The 16,120-nt window shown below is 75.2% G+C and carries 12 protein-coding genes and 1 pseudogene; 6 read left to right on the top strand and 7 right to left on the bottom strand.

Annotated features, from left to right (window positions below; translation table 11 throughout):
* Window positions 1-164: 164 nt before the first annotated feature.
* On the bottom strand, window positions 165-2,606 hold the full coding sequence (locus QQA02_RS06170; RefSeq protein ID WP_284774415.1) for an ATP-binding cassette domain-containing protein: 2,442 nt from the start codon (window positions 2,604-2,606) through the stop codon (window positions 165-167).
* Between the two features lie 158 nt (window positions 2,607-2,764).
* A complete protein-coding gene (locus tag QQA02_RS06165) occupies window positions 2,765-3,805 on the bottom strand; it encodes an o-succinylbenzoate synthase (protein WP_284863672.1) in 1,041 nt (346 codons plus the stop codon).
* 40 nt (window positions 3,806-3,845) lie between these two features.
* Between QQA02_RS06165 and QQA02_RS06160 the strand changes: the two genes are divergently transcribed.
* Window positions 3,846-4,811 (top strand): 1,4-dihydroxy-2-naphthoyl-CoA synthase, encoded by a 966-nt coding sequence (locus tag QQA02_RS06160; protein WP_284863670.1) that lies wholly within the window; start codon window positions 3,846-3,848, stop codon window positions 4,809-4,811.
* A gap of 115 nt (window positions 4,812-4,926) precedes the next feature.
* Here QQA02_RS06160 and QQA02_RS06155 read toward each other — a convergent pair whose 3' ends face one another.
* The 4 genes from QQA02_RS06155 to QQA02_RS06140 all read right to left on the bottom strand — a co-directional run bounded on the left by QQA02_RS06155 (window position 4,927) and on the right by QQA02_RS06140 (window position 9,269).
* On the bottom strand, window positions 4,927-6,591 hold the full coding sequence (locus tag QQA02_RS06155; RefSeq protein ID WP_284863668.1) for an ABC-2 family transporter permease: 1,665 nt from the start codon (window positions 6,589-6,591) through the stop codon (window positions 4,927-4,929).
* Window positions 6,588-7,280: an ATP-binding cassette domain-containing protein gene (locus QQA02_RS06150; protein ID WP_284774249.1), complete on the bottom strand. Its 693-nt coding sequence runs from the start codon at window positions 7,278-7,280 to the stop codon at window positions 6,588-6,590. The genes QQA02_RS06155 and QQA02_RS06150 overlap by 4 nt, the downstream gene beginning before the upstream one ends.
* Before the next feature lie 196 nt (window positions 7,281-7,476).
* Window positions 7,477-8,145 carry a response regulator gene (locus tag QQA02_RS06145; RefSeq protein ID WP_284863665.1) on the bottom strand — a complete coding sequence of 223 codons (669 nt, stop codon included), beginning with the start codon at window positions 8,143-8,145 and terminating at the stop codon, window positions 7,477-7,479.
* Complete coding sequence (locus QQA02_RS06140) at window positions 8,142-9,269, bottom strand: sensor histidine kinase (protein ID WP_284863663.1); 1,128 nt, start codon at window positions 9,267-9,269, stop codon at window positions 8,142-8,144. The genes QQA02_RS06145 and QQA02_RS06140 overlap by 4 nt, the downstream gene beginning before the upstream one ends.
* 178 nt (window positions 9,270-9,447) lie before the next feature.
* On the opposite strand from QQA02_RS06140, the gene QQA02_RS06135 reads away from it, so the two are divergent.
* Together QQA02_RS06135 and menE are read left to right on the top strand one after the other, a co-directional pair.
* Entirely contained in the window at window positions 9,448-9,900 is a 453-nt protein-coding gene (locus QQA02_RS06135; protein ID WP_284863661.1) for a DoxX family protein, read from the top strand.
* 99 nt (window positions 9,901-9,999) lie between these two features.
* Entirely contained in the window at window positions 10,000-11,139 is a 1,140-nt protein-coding gene (menE, locus tag QQA02_RS06130) for an o-succinylbenzoate--CoA ligase (RefSeq protein WP_284863659.1), read from the top strand.
* A 19-nt stretch (window positions 11,140-11,158) separates the two neighbouring features.
* Here menE and QQA02_RS06125 read toward each other — a convergent pair whose 3' ends face one another.
* Window positions 11,159-12,025 (bottom strand): glycosyltransferase, encoded by an 867-nt coding sequence (locus tag QQA02_RS06125; protein WP_284774240.1) that lies wholly within the window; start codon window positions 12,023-12,025, stop codon window positions 11,159-11,161.
* Window positions 12,026-12,164: 139 nt separating this feature from the next.
* Here QQA02_RS06125 and QQA02_RS06120 point away from each other — a divergent pair, with 139 nt between their 5' ends.
* From QQA02_RS06120 to QQA02_RS06110, 3 genes and pseudogenes are all read left to right on the top strand, one after another.
* The gene (locus tag QQA02_RS06120) at window positions 12,165-13,121 is read left to right on the top strand and encodes a 1,4-dihydroxy-2-naphthoate polyprenyltransferase (RefSeq protein WP_284774239.1); all 957 of its coding nucleotides are present in this window, start codon (window positions 12,165-12,167) and stop codon (window positions 13,119-13,121) included.
* A 4-nt stretch (window positions 13,122-13,125) separates the two neighbouring features.
* Window positions 13,126-14,059: pseudogene (locus QQA02_RS06115) on the top strand (AEC family transporter).
* Window positions 14,060-14,062: 3 nt separating this feature from the next.
* On the top strand, window positions 14,063-16,033 hold the full coding sequence (locus QQA02_RS06110; RefSeq protein WP_284863656.1) for a hypothetical protein: 1,971 nt from the start codon (window positions 14,063-14,065) through the stop codon (window positions 16,031-16,033).
* The last annotated feature ends 87 nt before the right edge of the window (window positions 16,034-16,120 follow it).

Genomic DNA, 16,120 nt, shown 5'->3' with positions numbered 1-16,120 from the left:
TTCTCGACGGTGGCGCATGGACGCACGCCGTGCTTGCGGGCACTCTACCGCCGCAGCCTGGCAGTCCGCGGCCGGTCGGCGTAGCCGCGGCTGCACAACGGCGTCGGGTCCGCTGTCCGGGGAGCTGGCTTTTCACCCGACCCCGGCGCGCACCGGGCCGCGCGCTACTCCGCGCGACGCTCCCGCCCCGCTGCCGCGAGCGCCCGCCCGGTCGCGGTGTCGCCGGCCGCCAGCTGCGCCGGGGTGGCGTCGGCGATGATGCGCCCGCCGCGCTCGCCGGCGCCCGGCCCGGTCTCGAGCACGCGGTCGGCCGCGGCGATCACCCGCGGGTCGTGCTCGACGACGATGACCGTCCCGCCGGCGTCGGCGAGCCCCTCGAGCACGGCGAGCAGCCGGTCGACGTCGGCCGGGTGCAGCCCGGTGGTCGGCTCGTCGAGCAGGTAGACGGTGCGCCCGCGCCGCGCCTTGGTCAGCTCGGTGGCCAGCTTGATGCGCTGGGCCTCGCCGCCGGACAGCGTCGGCGCGCCCTGCCCGAGCCGCAGGTAGCCCAGCCCCATCGACTGCAGCGTGGTGATCACGGGCTGGTCCTCGAAGACCTCGGCGGCCTCGTCGACGGTCATGGCGAGCACGTCGGCGATGGTGTGGCCGTTCCAGGTCACCTCGAGGGTCTCGTCGTTGTAGCGCCGCCCGCCGCAGTCGGGGCACGTCGTGTACGAACCCGGCAGGAAGACCAGCTCGACTTCGATCTCGCCCTCGCCGCGGCAGGTCGGGCACTGGCCCTGCTTGACGTTGTAGGAGAACCGCGAGACGGTCCAGCCGCGCCTCTTGGCCTCCTCGGTGCCGGCGAACAGGCGGCGCACCGTGTCGAAGAAGCCGGTGTAGGTCGCCAGGCACGAGCGCGGCGTGCGCCCGATCGGCTTCTGCGAGATCGGCAGCACGCGCCCGGCCTGCTCCTCGGCGGCGTCGGTGAGCATGTCGAGCAGCGTCGTCTTGCCCGAGCCCGACACGCCCGCGATCACCGTGAACTGCCCGAAGCCGACCTCCAGGTCCAGGTCGCGCACCGTCCTTGACGACGCCTGGTGCAGCTCCAACATTCCCGACGCGGCCCGCGGTGCGTCGTTGAGGCGCGGCGCGCCCACGGCCAGGGCCGCGGCCGTCGGAGAGGGTACGGCGTGCGTGCCGCCCTGCGCACCGGTGCCCGGCGTGTTCCCGGCGCGCTCGGTCCGTCCGGCGGAGTCCGTGCCCGGCGCGTCGCTGCTCCCCGCAGCGCCCTGCGAAGCGACGGCCGCTTCGAGATAGTCCGCGGTGGGGCCGGAGTAGACGATGCGCCCGCCGCCGGTGCCGGCGCCCGGGCCGACGTCGACGATCCAGTCCGAGGCCGCCACCAGGTCCATGTCGTGCTCGACGAGCATGACCGTGTTGCCCTGGGCGATGAAGCGCCGCGCGATGTCGAGCACCGCCCGCCGCTCCACCGGGTGCAGCCCCGCCGAGGGCTCGTCGAGGACGTACATCACCCCGAACAGGCCCGTCTTGAGCTGCGAGGCCAGCCGCACGCGCTGCAGCTCGCCGGCCGAGAGCGTGCGCGCCGGGCGGTCCAGCGAGAGGTGGCCCAGCCCCAGCTCGAGGGCGGAGTCCAGGATGGGGCGCAGGGCACCCAGCAGCAGGCGCTCGGCCTCGGAGGAGGCGTACGCGACGTCGGCAAGCATGTCGGCGAGCCGCTCCAGCGGCACCTGCCCCAGCTCGTCGATGGGCAGGCCGGCGTACGTCACGGACAGCGCGTCGCGGCCGAGGCGGCGGCCGTCGCAGGTCGGGCAGACGGACTCCTCCATGAAGGAGATGGTGCGCTTGCGCAGCGTGTCCGACTCGGTCTCGGCCAGGGTCTTGCGCAGGTAGTTCGCCGTCGAACGCCAGGTGCCCTGGTACTGCTTCTCCACCTGGTCGGCGCGGCGGTCGGGGGTCACGGTGACCACGGGGGTCTCGTCGGTGAACAGGATCCAGTCGCGCGTAGCCTGGTCGATGTCGCGCCACGGGGTGTCCATGGGCATGCCCAGGGTGTCGAGGATGTCGCGGAAGTTCTTGCCCGCCCACGCGCCGGGCCAGGCCTTGATCGCGCCGTCGTTGATGCTCAGCGAGGGGTCCGGGACCATCGAGGCCTCGGTGGGCTCGTAGTGCACACCCGTGCCCTGGCAGTCCGGGCACATGCCCACGGCCGTGTTCGGCGAGAAGTGGTCGCTGTCGAGGCGGGTGAGGCCCGCCGGGTAGTCGCCGACGCGCGAGTAGAGCAGGCGCACCGTGTTCGACATCGTCGAGACGGTGCCCACCGTCGAGCGCGCCCCGCCGGCCGAGGTGTTCTGCTGCAGCGCCACCGACGGCGGCAGGCCCTCGACGGCCTCGACCTGCGGGTCCGTCGCCGAGCCGATGAGGCGGCGGGCGAACGGGGCGACCGACTCGAAGTAGCGGCGCTGCGCCTCGCCGTGGACGGTGCCGAAGGCCAGGGAGGACTTGCCCGAGCCCGAGATGCCGGTGACCGCGACCAGCTGACCGCGCGGCACGTCGACGTCCACGCCGGCGAGGTTGTGCAGGTGCGCGCCGCGCACGTGGATCATGCCGTCGTCGTTCGGGTCCGTCGGCGTGTTGGCGGTGCTCTGGGTGGTCTCAGCGCTCATGGGCCCCACTGTAGGGGGCCGCCCCGCGGCGGGCCCGGCCGGGCCGGGCGCCGGCGACGCCGACGCCGACCACCTGACCTCCGGGGGTTCAGCCCGCCCTACTCCCCCGCCCCAGTCTCCCGGTGCGCCTCGGCCAGGCAGGCGTGCGCGGCGCGGATGCGCTCGAACCACCAGTCCCGCCGCTCCGGCGCGGCCGCCAGCTCCGCCAGCCGCTCCGGCTCCGGCACCGCGGGCGCGGTGGGCAGCCGCCCGCCGACGAGCTCGCGCGGGGCGGCGACGTCGGCGGCGAACAGCGACTGCGTGGCCAGCCCCGCCGGCGCCTCGGAGAGCAGCGACGCCGCGACCAGCCCCGCGTTCATGCCCACCGCCGTGTCCAGCGCGCTGGCGACGGTGACGTGCATGCCGGCGCCGCGCAGGTGCTCCGCGATCGCGGCGAGGCGGCGCACCCCGCCCAGCGGGGCGACCTTGAGCACCGCCCAGCCGCACGCCCCGGACCCGGCGACCAGGTAGGGGTCGGCGGCGCGCCGGATCGACTCGTCGGCGGCGATCGGCGTCGCGATCCCCCGCCGGTCCAGCTCCGCGCGCAGCTGCCTAAGCTCCGCGACGCTCGCGCACGGCTGCTCCAGGTAGGCCAGCTCCCCCAGCACCTCGGCCGCGCGCACCGCCTCGGAAACACTCCAGCCCCGGTTGGCGTCCACGCGCACCACCGCGCCCGGGCGCGCGGCGCGCACGGCGGCGACGCGCGCCCGGTCGTCGTCAAGCGTCTGACCGCGCTCGGCGACCTTGACCTTGACGGTGGTGCAGCCGGGGTAGCGCTCGAGCAGCCCGGGCACGCCGGCGGGGTCCATGGCGGGCACGGTGGCGTTGACCTCGACGGACCCGGACGCCGGCGCGGGCAGGCCCAACCAGGCGGTCTCGAGGCCGGCCGCCAGCCACGCGGCGGCCTCGGCGGGCGGGTACTCGAGAAACGGCGCGAACTCGCCCCAGCCGGCCGGCCCCTCGATGAGCGCGGCCTCGCGGACGGTCACCCCGCGGAAGCGCACGCGCATCGGCAGGGCGACGACGTGGGTACGCGCGAGGATCTCCTCGACGGCGGGCAGCGGCGAGGGCAGGACGGGCGGCGGCGGTTGGACGATCATGCCCGCCAGCGTAGGCGGGCGCGCCCTAGACTGGGCGGGCATGAAGCAGCCGAGCTACAGCACCGACCAGCCCTTCGACGCCGCGCAGTGGCGGCCCGTGGCGGGCTTCGAGGACCTGACCGACATCACCTACCACCGCCACGTGGGCGAGACCCGCGCCGACGGGATCGTGCGCATCGCCTTCGACCGCCCCGAGGTGCGCAACGCCTTCCGCCCGCACACCGTCGACGAGCTCTACCACGCGCTCGACCACGCGCGGCGCACCCCGGACGTCGGCTGCGTGCTGCTGACCGGCAACGGGCCGAGCGCCAAGGACGGCGGCTGGGCGTTCTGCTCGGGCGGCGACCAGCGCATCCGCGGCCGCTCCGGATACCAGTACGCCACCGAGCACCGCCACGACGACGCCACCGCCGACGCCTCGACCGTCGACGCCGCGCGAGCCAAGGCCGAGGGCGGCCGGCTGCACATCCTCGAGGTGCAGCGCCTGATCCGCACGATGCCGAAGGTCGTCATCGCCGTGGTCAACGGCTGGGCGGCCGGCGGCGGGCACTCGCTGCACGTGGTCTGCGACCTGACGATCGCCTCGCGCCAGGAGGCCCGCTTCAAGCAGACGGACGCCGACGTCGGCTCCTTCGACGCGGGCTTCGGCTCGGCGCTGCTGGCCCGGCAGGTCGGCCAGAAGTTCGCCCGCGAGATCTTCTTTTTGGGCCGCACCTACGACGCCGAGACGATGCAGCGCATGGGCGCGGTCAACATCGTCGCCGACCACGGCCAGCTGGAGGACGAGGCCGTGCGCGCCGCCCGCGAGATCAACGGCAAGTCGCCGACGGCGCAGCGCATGCTCAAGTTCGCGTTCAACATGGCCGACGACGGCATGATGGGCCAGCAGGTATTCGCCGGCGAGGCGACCCGCCTGGCCTACATGACCGACGAGGCCGTCGAGGGCCGCAACTCCTTCCTGGAGAAGCGCGAGCCGGACTGGTCGCAGTTCCCCTACTACTACTGACCGTCGATTGACGACGTCCCGGTGGGCGCCGTCGGCGCGCACGTGCGGCGTGGGTGCGTGGGGCGGGCACCGTAGCCCGGGTCCCCGGCCGGCCGCCGCCATCCGGCAACCCGCGTCAGCGCACGCTGAGCAGCGCGCGGCGGGCGGCCCAGGTCGCGGCGGCGAGCAGCGGCAGGCCGAGCGCGGCCGCCGTGGTGAGGCGTGCGGCGGTGTCGGCGGTCTGCGCCCAGGACGGCAGGGCGGGCAGCCACAGCGGGGTCTGGGCGAGGACGTCACCGCCGAGGGTCGCCGAGACCACCGTCCACACCACGGCCGCGGCGACGGCCCACGCGGTGCCGAGGCGCACGGTCAGCGCCAGCGCGACGGCCGCGAGCACGCACCCGCTCAGGCAGGCCACGGCCGCCCAGCGGACCAGGGCGGCGAACGCGGTCGCGGTGCCGGAACCCGTCGCGGTGATCACCTGGACCGCTGCTGCGGTATCCACACCCGCGGCGGACAATCCCGCGCCCTCGCCGGCTCCGGCGAAAACCACGGCGAGCGCGGCGACAACGCACATGCCGGCGACGACCAGGAAGATCCAGGCCACGAGCGCCCCCGGCACGCGGGGGTTCTCCACCCGGACCAGCGGCCAGGCCCCCGCCAGGGCGGGCCAGACCAGTACGGGCAGCACCCCGGCGCCCAGCGGCAGGACCGCGAAGATGAACAGCCCACGCACGTACGAGGCGTCGTAGACCGCGGCCGCGACCGCCAGCGCGAGCACGCTGAGACCCACCGCGACGAGCACCGCCGGGGTGGCGGCCACCCGCGCGGTCGCCCGCAGCGCCGCCAGGGCTGAACCCGCGGCCGACAGCGCCGGGCGGCGCGCTGACCGCACCGGGTCTCGCGGCGCGTGCCGCACACCAGACCCAACCCCGAACGAGTCCGGAGCACCCTCGGCACCCGCACCGCGCCGGGCGGTGGTCGGTACCGCGCCCGTGGGGGCAGGCGGGACGTCGGCAATTGGACGACGCGGGCGGCGCCCGCGGGGCGGCACCGTGACCGCGGCGGCGGCGCCGAACAGCGCGAGCAGGCCGCACAGCGCGGCGGGCCACCACGGCGTCTGGGCGGCCAGCGGCGAGCCCGGCTCGAGCGGCAGCAGGTTGAACTGCACGCCGAGCAGCGGCAGGACCAGGCGCAACGGCCACGTCGGCGGCAGCGTCCACCACCACGGCGCGGCGACCGCGGCGCCCAGGATCTGCCAGACGACGCCGGCGACGAGGACCGCGACGGTGCCGCGGCGCCGGGCCAGGGCGGCCGCGAGCCCCGCCACGCCGAGCGCGCCGAGCAGCGCCGCCGCGCCGACCGCCGCGACCAGCCACGCCCGGGCCATGCCGAACAGCACTGCGGCGAGGAAGGTCACCCCGAAGTTGAGGACGTGGAAGGCGGCGACGGCCAGCCAGACCACCACCAGACGCGCGGCGCGCTGCCGGCGCACCGGGACCGGCCGCCACGCCGTGCCGCCGGCGCGGGCGGTGCGTTCGCGGGACTCGGCGACGGCGGCGAAGAGGCCGACGAGCGGGGCGGCCATGCCGGTCAGGTAGAGGCCCTGCCAGTTGAGGACGGTGGCGGCGTCGGCACCCGGGGGCGCCGAGAGCGGGCCGAAGAGCGCGGTGACCGCGCCGAGCAGCAGCCCGAGCAGCGGCAGGCGGGCCAGCGCGGAGCCGCGGGCGCGGATCAGCTCGGCACGCAGGTGGCCGGGCCGGTGCGGGCGGCGCGCGGCGGCCGGGCGCGCGGCGCTCATCGGGCGTCCTCGGCGGTCAGGCGGAGGAAGGCGGCCTCGAGGTCGCCGTCGGCGCCGTCGGCGCCGGGGGCGAGTTCGGTGAGCGGGCCGGAGTAGCGCACCCGCCCGCCGGCGAGCACGGTGGCGTCGTCGGCGAGGTGGCGGACCTCGCCGAGCTGGTGCGAGCTGACCAGCACGGTGCCGCCGCGGGCCGCGCGCTCGCGCAGGAAGCCGCGCAGGTCGGCGATGCCCTGCGGGTCCAGCCCGTTCTGCGGCTCGTCGAGCACGAGGATCTCCGGCTCGCCGAGCAGCGCCTGGGCCAGCGCCAGGCGCGCCTTCATGCCCGTGGAGAAGTTCCTCGCCTTCTTCTTTCCGACGTCGCCGAGCCCCACGAGCGCCTGCACCCGCTCGACCTCCGCGTCGGGCAGGCCGAGCAGCGTGGTGTGCACGCGCAGGTTGTCGCGCGCCGAGAGGTGGCCGTAGCAGGCGGGGCCGTTGACGGAGGCGCCGATGTGGCGCAGGGAGTCGCGGGTGAAGGGGGAGCCTGCGACGGTGACGGTGCCGGCGTCGGGTGCGAGCAGGCCCAGCAGCACGGAGAAGAGGGTGGACTTGCCGGCGCCGTTGCGGCCGAGCAGGGCGTGCACGCGGCCCGGGCGGGCAGCGAGGGCGACGTCGTCGAGGACGCGGCGGCCGCCGAAGGAGACGGTCACGCCCTCGCAGGCGAGAGCCGCCGTACCCGGTGATGCGGAAGCGACGTCTTCTGGGCGCCCCGTGCGCCCGGGCTGCGCGGCGCGCCGGGGGCTGTCGGTCGGTACGGGGTCACTGTGTGCGTTCATGGGGCCGATGCTCCCCGGCCGGGCGGGGTGCGCACATCGGGCCGCGGGACCGTTTCCGCGCGGGCGTCTCCTACCGCGGTAGGAGCCCGGCGCGCTGCACGAGGAGCACCAGCGCGACCCGGTCGCGCGCGCCGAGCTTGGCCAGCAGGTTCGACACGTGGGTCTTGACGGTCGTCTCGGCGATGTGCAGCGACTCCGCGATCTCCGGGTTGGTGGCCCCGCGCCCGATCTCGGCGAGCACCTCCAGCTCGCGGGCGGTCAGCAGGCTGAGGCCCTGGCGTTCCTCGGGCCGCAACGCACTGCGTGCGGCCACCGCCTGCCGGTAGCCCTCCAGCACGGGGCCGGTCACCCCGCTGGCCAGCACGGACTCGCCCCGGGCGACGGTACGCACGGCGTCGGCAAGCACGTCCGGCTCGGCGTCCTTGAGCAGGAAGCCGTGCACCCCGGCGGCGATGGCGGAGCGCACGAGCGCGGGGTCGCGGAAGGTGGTCAGCATCATCACGGCCGGCGCCTCCGGCAGCGCGAGGATCTCGCGGGCGGCGGCGATGCCGTCGAGGCCTGGCATGCGGATGTCGAGCACGGCGACGTCGACGCCGCCGGCGGCGTCCCGGACGGCGCGCACGGCCGCCGCACCGTCGGCCGCGGTGGCGGTGACCCGGATGTCGTCCTGGGCGTTGAGGATCGTGGTCAGGGCGCCGAGCAGCAGCGTCTGGTCGTCGGCGAGCAGCACGCGGATCACGGGCGCCTCCCCAGTTCGGCGCGGAGGGTGAAGACGTCGCCCACGTGCTCCGTGCGCAACGAGCCGCCGACGGCGCGGGCGCGCTCCGCCAGGCCGAGCAGCCCCTTGCCGCCGACCTCGCCGCGCCCGCCGGAGCTGGGCCGGTCCGGGCCCGTGGAGGCGACGGTGACGGTCAGCGCGGCGTCGGCACCCGGCACGGCGGCCAGGGTGACCACGGCGCGGGCGTCGACCTGGTGGCGCACGGCGTTGGTCAGCGCCTCGGAGATGATGCGCACCGCGGCGAGCTGGACCACGGCGGGCAGCCCGGTCAGCCGCGCCGGCGGCGTGCCGCGGTACTCGACGTCGAGCCCGGCGGCGCGGAAGGAGTCGAGCAGCCCGTCGAGCCCGGCCAGCTGCGCGGTCGGCTCGAGGCCGGCGTCGTGGCCGCGCAGCGCGTCGACCATCCCGCGCACCTCGCCGAGCGCCTCGGAGCTCAGGTCGCGCACCTGCGTCAGCGCCGCGCGCTCCTCGCCTGCGACGAGCCCCGCGTTGGCCTGCACCTTGATCAGCACCAGCGAGTGGGCGAGCACGTCGTGCAGCTCTCGGGCGAGGGTGAGGCGCTCTTCCTCGCGCAGCGCGGCGAGGTGGTCCTCGCGCGCCCGGGCGCGGGTGCGCTGCTCGGCGGCGAGCAGGTGCGCGACGACGAGCAGCGCCCAGTGCGCGGTCAGGGTCACGGCCCAGTCGACGCCGGTGCGGTAGCGCCAGTCGAGGTTCGTGTCGAGGGTCCACATCACCGGCGAGACCAGCGCGCCGGCCAGCGCGACGCCGAGCACCGCGCGGCCGAAGACGCGCGAGCCGACGTAGCGCTCGGCGCCGTAGACGGCCAGCAGCGCGAAGACGAGCCACGGGGTCACGCCGAGGCTCACGGGCGCGGTCAGCCACACCGCCGCCCACAGGCCGAGCAGCACGAGGACCGCCTCCGCCGAGGCGCGCGGGCGCGTGCGGTAGACGGCGGCCGCGGCGACGAACCCCCAGGACAGCACGGCCTGCGCCGCGGTGTGCGGCGAGTTCACGCCGAGGGCGTAGACCGCCGCGAGCAGCGCGGCGGCCCCGGCGAGGATCAGGTCACCCCTGCGGAAGTGCATGGGTACAACATATCCGCGCGCGCTTGACGACGCCCCGGTGGTGCGCGTCGGCGCGCACGTGCCGCGCGTTGAGCAGGGCCGGCCCAACGGTCCCCGCGTCCAGCTCCGATTCACGCAGGCGCGAAAAATCCGCCCCAGCTATTGCCCCGGGAAACCGCGGCCGCTACTTTTTGGTGTCATGTCAGCATTTAAGAACGTCGCACTGCTTCTCGCCCGCGTCATCCTGGGCGTCATCCTCATCTACCACGGCTGGGACAAGTTCGGTCACCTCGCCGACTACTCCGACAACTTCGCCGCCATGGGCGTGCCGGCCTCCTCGGTCGCCACCGTGGTCGCCGCGGTCATCGAGCTCGGCGGCGGCATCCTGCTGCTGATCGGCCTGATGACCCCGATCGCCGGTTCCCTGGTCTTCCTGGTCATGCTCGGCGCCTACTTCTTCGCCCACATGGGCAACGGCGTCGCCGCGGCCGACGGCGGCTTCGAGCTGGTCGGCGCCATCGGTGCCGCCGCGCTCGCCCTGGCCGGCGCCGGGGCTGGCGTCTTCAGCGTCGACGCCGTGCTCAACCGCCGCCGCGTGACCACCGCCGACGCCGACGGCGCCGTCGCCGCCCGCACCACCACGACCGCCTAAAGACCCCCGGGACCGCCGGAGCGCACCTTCCCCGGGGCGCTCCCGGAGTACCCGAACCACCCGGGCCGCACCCGCGCGCCCCGCGTAACATCGACCGTCATGGCCCTCCGTAACCTCGACGTTCTCCCCGTCGACGCGCACGACCCCGCCGCGATCCTGCCCGACCTCGAGCAGGCGATCAGCGGCGGGGTCTCGCTGTTGCCGGTGCCCGCGGACGACCCCGGCCGCGCCGAGCTGCTGCGCTCCTCCCAGGGCGCCGGCCGCCCCATCGACCCCGCCGTCGCCCTGGTGGTGGGCACCTCGGGCTCCACGGGCACCCCGAAGGGCGCGCAGCTGACCCCGGCCAACCTCGTCGCCGGCGCCGACGCAACCCACCGCGTCCTCGGCGGCGAGGGCCAGTGGCTGCTGGCCATGCCCGCCCACTACATCGCCGGCCTGCAGGTGCTGGTGCGCGCCCTGGTCGCGGGCGTGGACCCGTACTGCCTCGACCTCTCGAGAGGCTTCGACGTCTCCGCCTTCGCCCGCGGCGCCGCCGAGCTGGCCGCCACCGGCGACCGCGTCTACACCTCGCTGACCCCGATGCAGCTGATGAAGGCCATGGACACCCTCGAGGGCATCGACGCGCTGCGCACCTTCGACGCGGTCCTCGTCGGCGGCGCCGCGCTCGACCCCGACACCCGCGCCGCCGCCGGCCGCCTGAACATCCACGTCGTGGCCACCTACGGCGCCTCCGAGACCTCCGGCGGCTGCATTTACGACGGTCGTCCCATCCCCGGCGCGCGCGTCAAGCTCGACGTCTCCGGGCGCATCCACTTGGGCGGCGCCACGATCGCGCACGGCTACCGCAACCGCCCCGGCCACGAGTCCTTCGCCGAGGAGGGCTGGTGGGCAACCTCGGACGCCGGCGCCTTCGACGCCGAGGGCCGCCTGGTGGTCAAGGGCCGCCTCGACGCGGTCATCGACACCGGCGGGCTCAAGCTGCACCCCGAGGTCGTGGAGACGGAACTGCTGCGCGTGCCGGGTGTCGACGCCGCGTGCGTGGCCGGCGTGGCGCACCCGCGCCAGGGCCAGGCGGCGGTCGCCGCCTACACCGGCACGGCCTCGCCGGCCGAGATCTACGAGGCGCTCGCCGAGCTGCCGCGCTGGCAGTGGCCCAAGGAGCTGCGCCGCGTGGCGGCGCTGCCGCTGACGGCCACCGGCAAGGTCGACCGCCCCGCCGTCGCCGCCCTCTTCAGCTAGGAAACGTGGGGGACGCGCCCTAGTCCTCGGCCGCCGCGGCGGCGGCGAGCACCGCGACGTCGTCAATCGTGTAGGCACGCGCGATCTGCGCGTCGTTGCCGCCGCCCGGCCCGTTGCGGCGCACGAGGGCGCCGCGCTGGGTCAGCGGCACGATCGCGAAGTTGCGCGGCTTGGCGAAGACCTGGCGGACGCGGAAACCGGAACGCAGGGCGCACAGGTGCAGCCAGACGTCGTCGGCACGCGGGGCCACGCCGCGGAACTCCTCGCCGCGCGCGGCGACGTAGTCCACGAACGCCGGGGCGTAGCACACGCCCGAGACGCCCGTGGCGAAGTGCAACACGCTGGCCCGGCACGTGTCCGCCGCCGTCCAGCGCATGTACGGCAGCAGGCGGCCGTCGCGCAGCTCGACGCGGTGCGCGCGGTAGGCCACCACCGTGTCCGGGCGCAGGCCGCCGACCTCGAGCAGCTTCTCCAGGAACCACTCGGGGTAGATGATGTCGTCGTCGACGGTGACCACGCGGGTGTCCGTGCCCGCCAGCGCGCGGAACATGTCGAAGTACTTCGCGTGCGGGCCCAGGTTCCCGCTGCCGCGGCGGACCTGCAGGCCGCGGTCGACCAGGCGCTTCAGGCACGGCGGCCACGGCCCGTCGTAGTCCTCGGGGTCCAGCCACAGCACGATCGGCGCCGGGCGGCTGCCGCGCGCGACCGACTCGACCGCGTAGAACGCCGAGGCCAGGCGGCGACCGTGCGTGGTCAGCGAGACCACCACGTCACCCTCGGCCGGGATGCGCGCGCCGCCAACGCGGTTCGCCCACGCCAGCGGGATCAGGCGGAAGAGCGTGAAGACGAAGGAGACCACCTGGCCGGCGACGTAGCTGACCCACATCCGGCGGCTCCTCTCTGGCTGCTGACTGTCGCTGATCGCGTCGGACGCGCGCGGCCGTGCGCCGCGACTCCCAAGATTCTTACCACCGCCACGGCCCCGGCGTGGGCGGGGCGCACCCGGGTGCGGGACAATGGCAGCCATGTCCGACGTTCCCGAAACCCCCACCGGCCCCGCGGCCGGCGCCCCCGGCGGTGCGCGACGCACCGCCACCTTCGCCGACTGGAAGGAGGGCGCACGCCCGCACACCTGGGCCAACGCCATCTCCCCCGTCGTCGTCGGCTCGGGCGCGGCCGCCTACCTCGGCGGGTTCAGCTGGTGGCGCGCGCTGCTCGCGCTCGTCGTCGCCTGGGCCCTGATCGTGGGGGTGAACTTCGCCAACGACTACTCCGACGGCATCCGCGGCACCGACGACGACCGCTCCGGCCCGCTGCGGCTGACCGGCTCCGGGCTCGTCGAGCCCCGGAAGGTCAAGGCCGCGGCGTTCGGCTGCTTCGGGGTGGCGGCGGTGGCCGGCATCGCGCTGTCGCTGGCCAGCGCGTGGTGGTTTATCCTCGTCGGCGTGGCCTGCATCGCCGGCGCCTGGTTCTACACCGGCGGCAAGAACCCCTACGGCTACCGGGGCCTCGGCGAGGCCGCCGTCTTCGTCTTCTTCGGCCTGGTCGCCGTGCTGGGCACCCAGTTCACCCAGGCCGGCCGCGTCGACTGGACCGGTGTGGTGTGCGCGGTGGCGGTCGGCTCGATCTCCGCGTCGGTGAACCTGGCCAACAACCTGCGCGACATCCCCTCCGACTCCGCGACCGGCAAGATCACGCTCGCGGTGCGCCTGGGCGACGCCGGCTCGCGCCGGATGTTCGTCGCGCTGGCGTGCATGCCGCTGGTCGCCTCGGTGGCGCTGGCGTTCGCCACCTGGCCGACGCTGGCCGGGCTGGTCGCCGCGCCGCTGGTCCTCGCCGGGGCGCGCCCGGTCGTCGGCGGGGCGCTCGGCAAGGACCTCATCCCGGTGTTGGGCGCCACGGGCCGCGCGATGCTGGTGTGGGCGCTGCTGACCGCCGCCGCCCTGGCCCTGGCGCCGACCGGCTGGCTGCCCGGGGTGTGACGCCGTGATCGGGGTGGTCACCGGCTTCGCCATCATCTTCACGGTGGTCGGGGCGGGCTTCGCGCTGGGCCGGGCCGGCGTCTTCGGCGGCCACGGCGGGCGCCTGGTGCTCAACCGCGTCGCCTTCCACGCGGCCACCCCGGCGCTGCTGTTCACGGTGGTGGCCAAGTCGGACCAGGCAGAGCTGTTCTCCCCGGTCATCCTGGTCAGCCTGCTGGCGGCGGTCGTGACGGCGCTGATCTACGCGGCCGTCTCGACGGTGTTCTTCCGCCGCGACCTGACCACCACGACGATGGGCGCGGCGGCGGCGAGCTACGTCAACTCCAACAACATCGGCCTGCCCGTGGGCATCTACGTGCTGGGCACGGGCGCCTACGTCGCACCGGTGATCGTGCTGCAGGTGGTGCTGTTCACCCCGCTGATCCTGGCGCTGATCACCGCCGAGGACCACCGCGGCGCCTCCCGCGCGCCGCGTCGGCCACTCGCTCCGCGCGGTCTTGGCCACTCCCCTGGTGCTCGGCTCGATCGCGGGCCTGGTCGTCTGCCTGACCGGCTGGGAGATCCCGCAGCCGGTCATGGCGCCGCTGGAGCTGCTCGGCGGGGCGTCGATCCCGCTGATCCTGATGAGCTTCGGCGCCTCGCTTACCGAGCAGAAGATGCTCGACTCCCCCGCCGACCGCCCGACCGCGCTGGTGGCCACGGCGATGAAGCTGGTGCTGATGCCGGCCGTCGCACTGGTGCTCAGCCTCGCCCTGGGGCTGTCGGGCACGCAGCTCTACGCCGCGCTGATCCTCGCCGCACTGCCGACGGCGCAGAACGTCTACAACTACGCGGCGACCTACCGCAAGGACGAAATCGTCGCGCGCGACGCCGTGTTCCTGTCCACCTTCCTGGCGCTGCCCGTGATGCTGGGCATCGCCGCGCTGTTCGGGGGTTGAGCCATGATTGACGACGTCGCGCCCACCTCCCGCACCGCGCGGACCACCGTGGCGTGGTTGGCGGTGGTCGCCGTCGCCGGTGTCGTGCTGCGCACGGCCGTGGCGGCGCGCGGGTGGTTCTACTGGGACGACCTGACGCTCTTCGCCCAGGCAACGGACGCCGGCGGCGGGCTGGCCGGGCTGCTGGCCACGCCGCACGACGGGCACTTGATGCCCGGGGCGTGGCTCGTCGAGTACGCTCTCGCCCACTCCGCGGGGCTGAGCTGGCCGGTGGCCGTCGGCACGCTCACGATGCTGCAGCTGTGCGCGGCGGCCGCGGTGGCGTGGCTGTGCGCGGAGCTGTGCCCGGGGCGCCGGGCGGCGGTGCCGCTGGCGGCCTACCTGCTCACCCCGCTGACGCTGACGTCGACGACGTGGCTGGCCAACGCGGTCAACGTGCTGCCGCTGCACGCGGCGCTGGCGGCCGCGCTCGCGCTCTCGGTGCGCACCCTCAAACGCGCCGCACACTCCAGCCCCGGCCCTCGGCCCAGCGCCCGCACCAACAGACACGCAGGGCCCCCGACCCGGGCACGATCCGGAGCCGCCGACCGTGCCCTCGAGGAGACCACAGCGACCAGATTGCGCACCACGACATCACTCGGTCCCATGCTGCGGCCCGTGCTGATGCCCGCGCTGGGGGTCGCGGCGATCGTGCTGGCCGGCTGCCTGTTCAGCGAGCGGGCGATGGCCGCCGCCGTCGTCGTGCCCGGCTTCCTCGTCTGCTGCCTGGCCTGCCAACGGGGACGGACTCCCGCCCAGCCGTCAAGGTCGCCCTCGCCGAGATCTGCGGCGCCGGAGGCGCTTGACGCTCCAGCGCCCCTGCACCACACGCGCCGCAAGCACTCGCTCACGGCGGTGGTTGCGCTGAGCGCGGGGGCAGGCGTGGCGTCGGCAATCTGGGCCGTCGTCTACGCGCTCGCCGTCGGGGACCCGCGGGGGTGGGGCACGGGGCCGTCGGCAAGTGAGCTGACCTGGCACGGCTGGGTGCACGGGCTGCTGCCGACGCTCGCCGGCGGGCCATGGGCGTGGCCGCGGTGGCAGCCGGGCCCGCCGTTCGCAGACGCCGGGCTCGCGGGCGTGGTCGCGGGCGGCGTGGTGCTGGTGGCGGTGCTCGTGTGGTCCGGGCGGCGCGCCCTGGCGTGGGTGCCCGGGCTGGTCTACCCGGTGCTACCGCTACTCGCGCTCGGCGTGGCGCGCGGCGGGCCCGACACCGCGCTCGAGATCACGCAGACGCTGCGGCACTTCTCCGAGGCCGCCGTGTTGCTCGCCGCCGGGCTCGCCGTGACGTTGGCGGGGCCGGGTGCGCTGCGGTGGCGGCGCGCGGCCGGGATGCTGGGCGTGGTGCTGGCCGTCTCGGCCGGGGTGTCGACGCTCGCGTACGCGCGGTCGTGGGCACAGCAGCCGACGCGCGAGTACGTGACGACGCTGCGCGGCGAGCTCGCCGGCCACGACGGGCCGGTCCTCGACCAGGACCTGCCCGCCGACGTGCTGCTGCCGGTGGTGCACCCGTACAACCGCCTCTCGGCGATCGCGCCGGGACTCGGCGGCGACGAGGTGGTGGCGGACTGGACGCGGGAGCCCACGCTCGTCGACGCCGACGGGCGGCTCGTGCCCGCGGGGCTGGTGACGATGCGCGCGACGGTGCCCGGAGACGAACCCGGCTGCGGGGTGCGGGTGACCGGCAGTGAGGCGCTCGCACTGGACGGGCCGCTGATGGACGCCGAGTGGGTCGTGGAGTTCAACTACTTCGCCGACCGCGACGGCGAGTTCGCGCTGCGGCTCGACGGGCGGGAGGTCGCGGTACCGGCGCGCGCGGGGCTGAACCAGGTGTGGGTGCAGCTCGAGGGCGGCGGCGAGCGGCTCGAGGTCAGCGCGCGCGACGGGCTGGAGCTGTGCGTGGGGCGCTCCCCCGTCGGGCGGCTCGCTGTGCGGTGACGCGGGCGGCCTGCGGTTTCGCGCATGCCGAATCGCCCGGCCAGTGGGCCGGGTTGTGTGATTCGGCGACGTGCCGGCAGCAGCGAG

Origin of the sequence: Corynebacterium sp. MSK006 (assembly GCF_030232385.1) — a bacterium.
Classification (GTDB): domain Bacteria; phylum Actinomycetota; class Actinomycetes; order Mycobacteriales; family Mycobacteriaceae; genus Corynebacterium; species Corynebacterium frankenforstense_A.
The sequence above is the reverse complement of the archived record's forward strand: the minus strand, read 5'-3'. Positions and strand labels throughout refer to the sequence as shown.

Coding starts and splice junctions, on each gene's coding strand:
- QQA02_RS06170 (WP_284774415.1), bottom strand. CDS start 2,606: ATGATCCACGTGCGCGGCGCGCACCTGCACAACCTCGCCGGCGTGGAC.
- QQA02_RS06165 (WP_284863672.1), bottom strand. CDS start 3,805: ATGATCGTCCAACCGCCGCCGCCCGTCCTGCCCTCGCCGCTGCCCGCC.
- QQA02_RS06160 (WP_284863670.1), top strand. CDS start 3,846: ATGAAGCAGCCGAGCTACAGCACCGACCAGCCCTTCGACGCCGCGCAG.
- QQA02_RS06155 (WP_284863668.1), bottom strand. CDS start 6,591: ATGAGCGCCGCGCGCCCGGCCGCCGCGCGCCGCCCGCACCGGCCCGGC.
- QQA02_RS06140 (WP_284863663.1), bottom strand. CDS start 9,269: ATGCACTTCCGCAGGGGTGACCTGATCCTCGCCGGGGCCGCCGCGCTG.
- QQA02_RS06135 (WP_284863661.1), top strand. CDS start 9,448: ATGTCAGCATTTAAGAACGTCGCACTGCTTCTCGCCCGCGTCATCCTG.
- menE (WP_284863659.1), top strand. CDS start 10,000: ATGGCCCTCCGTAACCTCGACGTTCTCCCCGTCGACGCGCACGACCCC.
- QQA02_RS06125 (WP_284774240.1), bottom strand. CDS start 12,025: ATGTGGGTCAGCTACGTCGCCGGCCAGGTGGTCTCCTTCGTCTTCACG.
- QQA02_RS06120 (WP_284774239.1), top strand. CDS start 12,165: ATGTCCGACGTTCCCGAAACCCCCACCGGCCCCGCGGCCGGCGCCCCC.
- QQA02_RS06110 (WP_284863656.1), top strand. CDS start 14,063: ATGATTGACGACGTCGCGCCCACCTCCCGCACCGCGCGGACCACCGTG.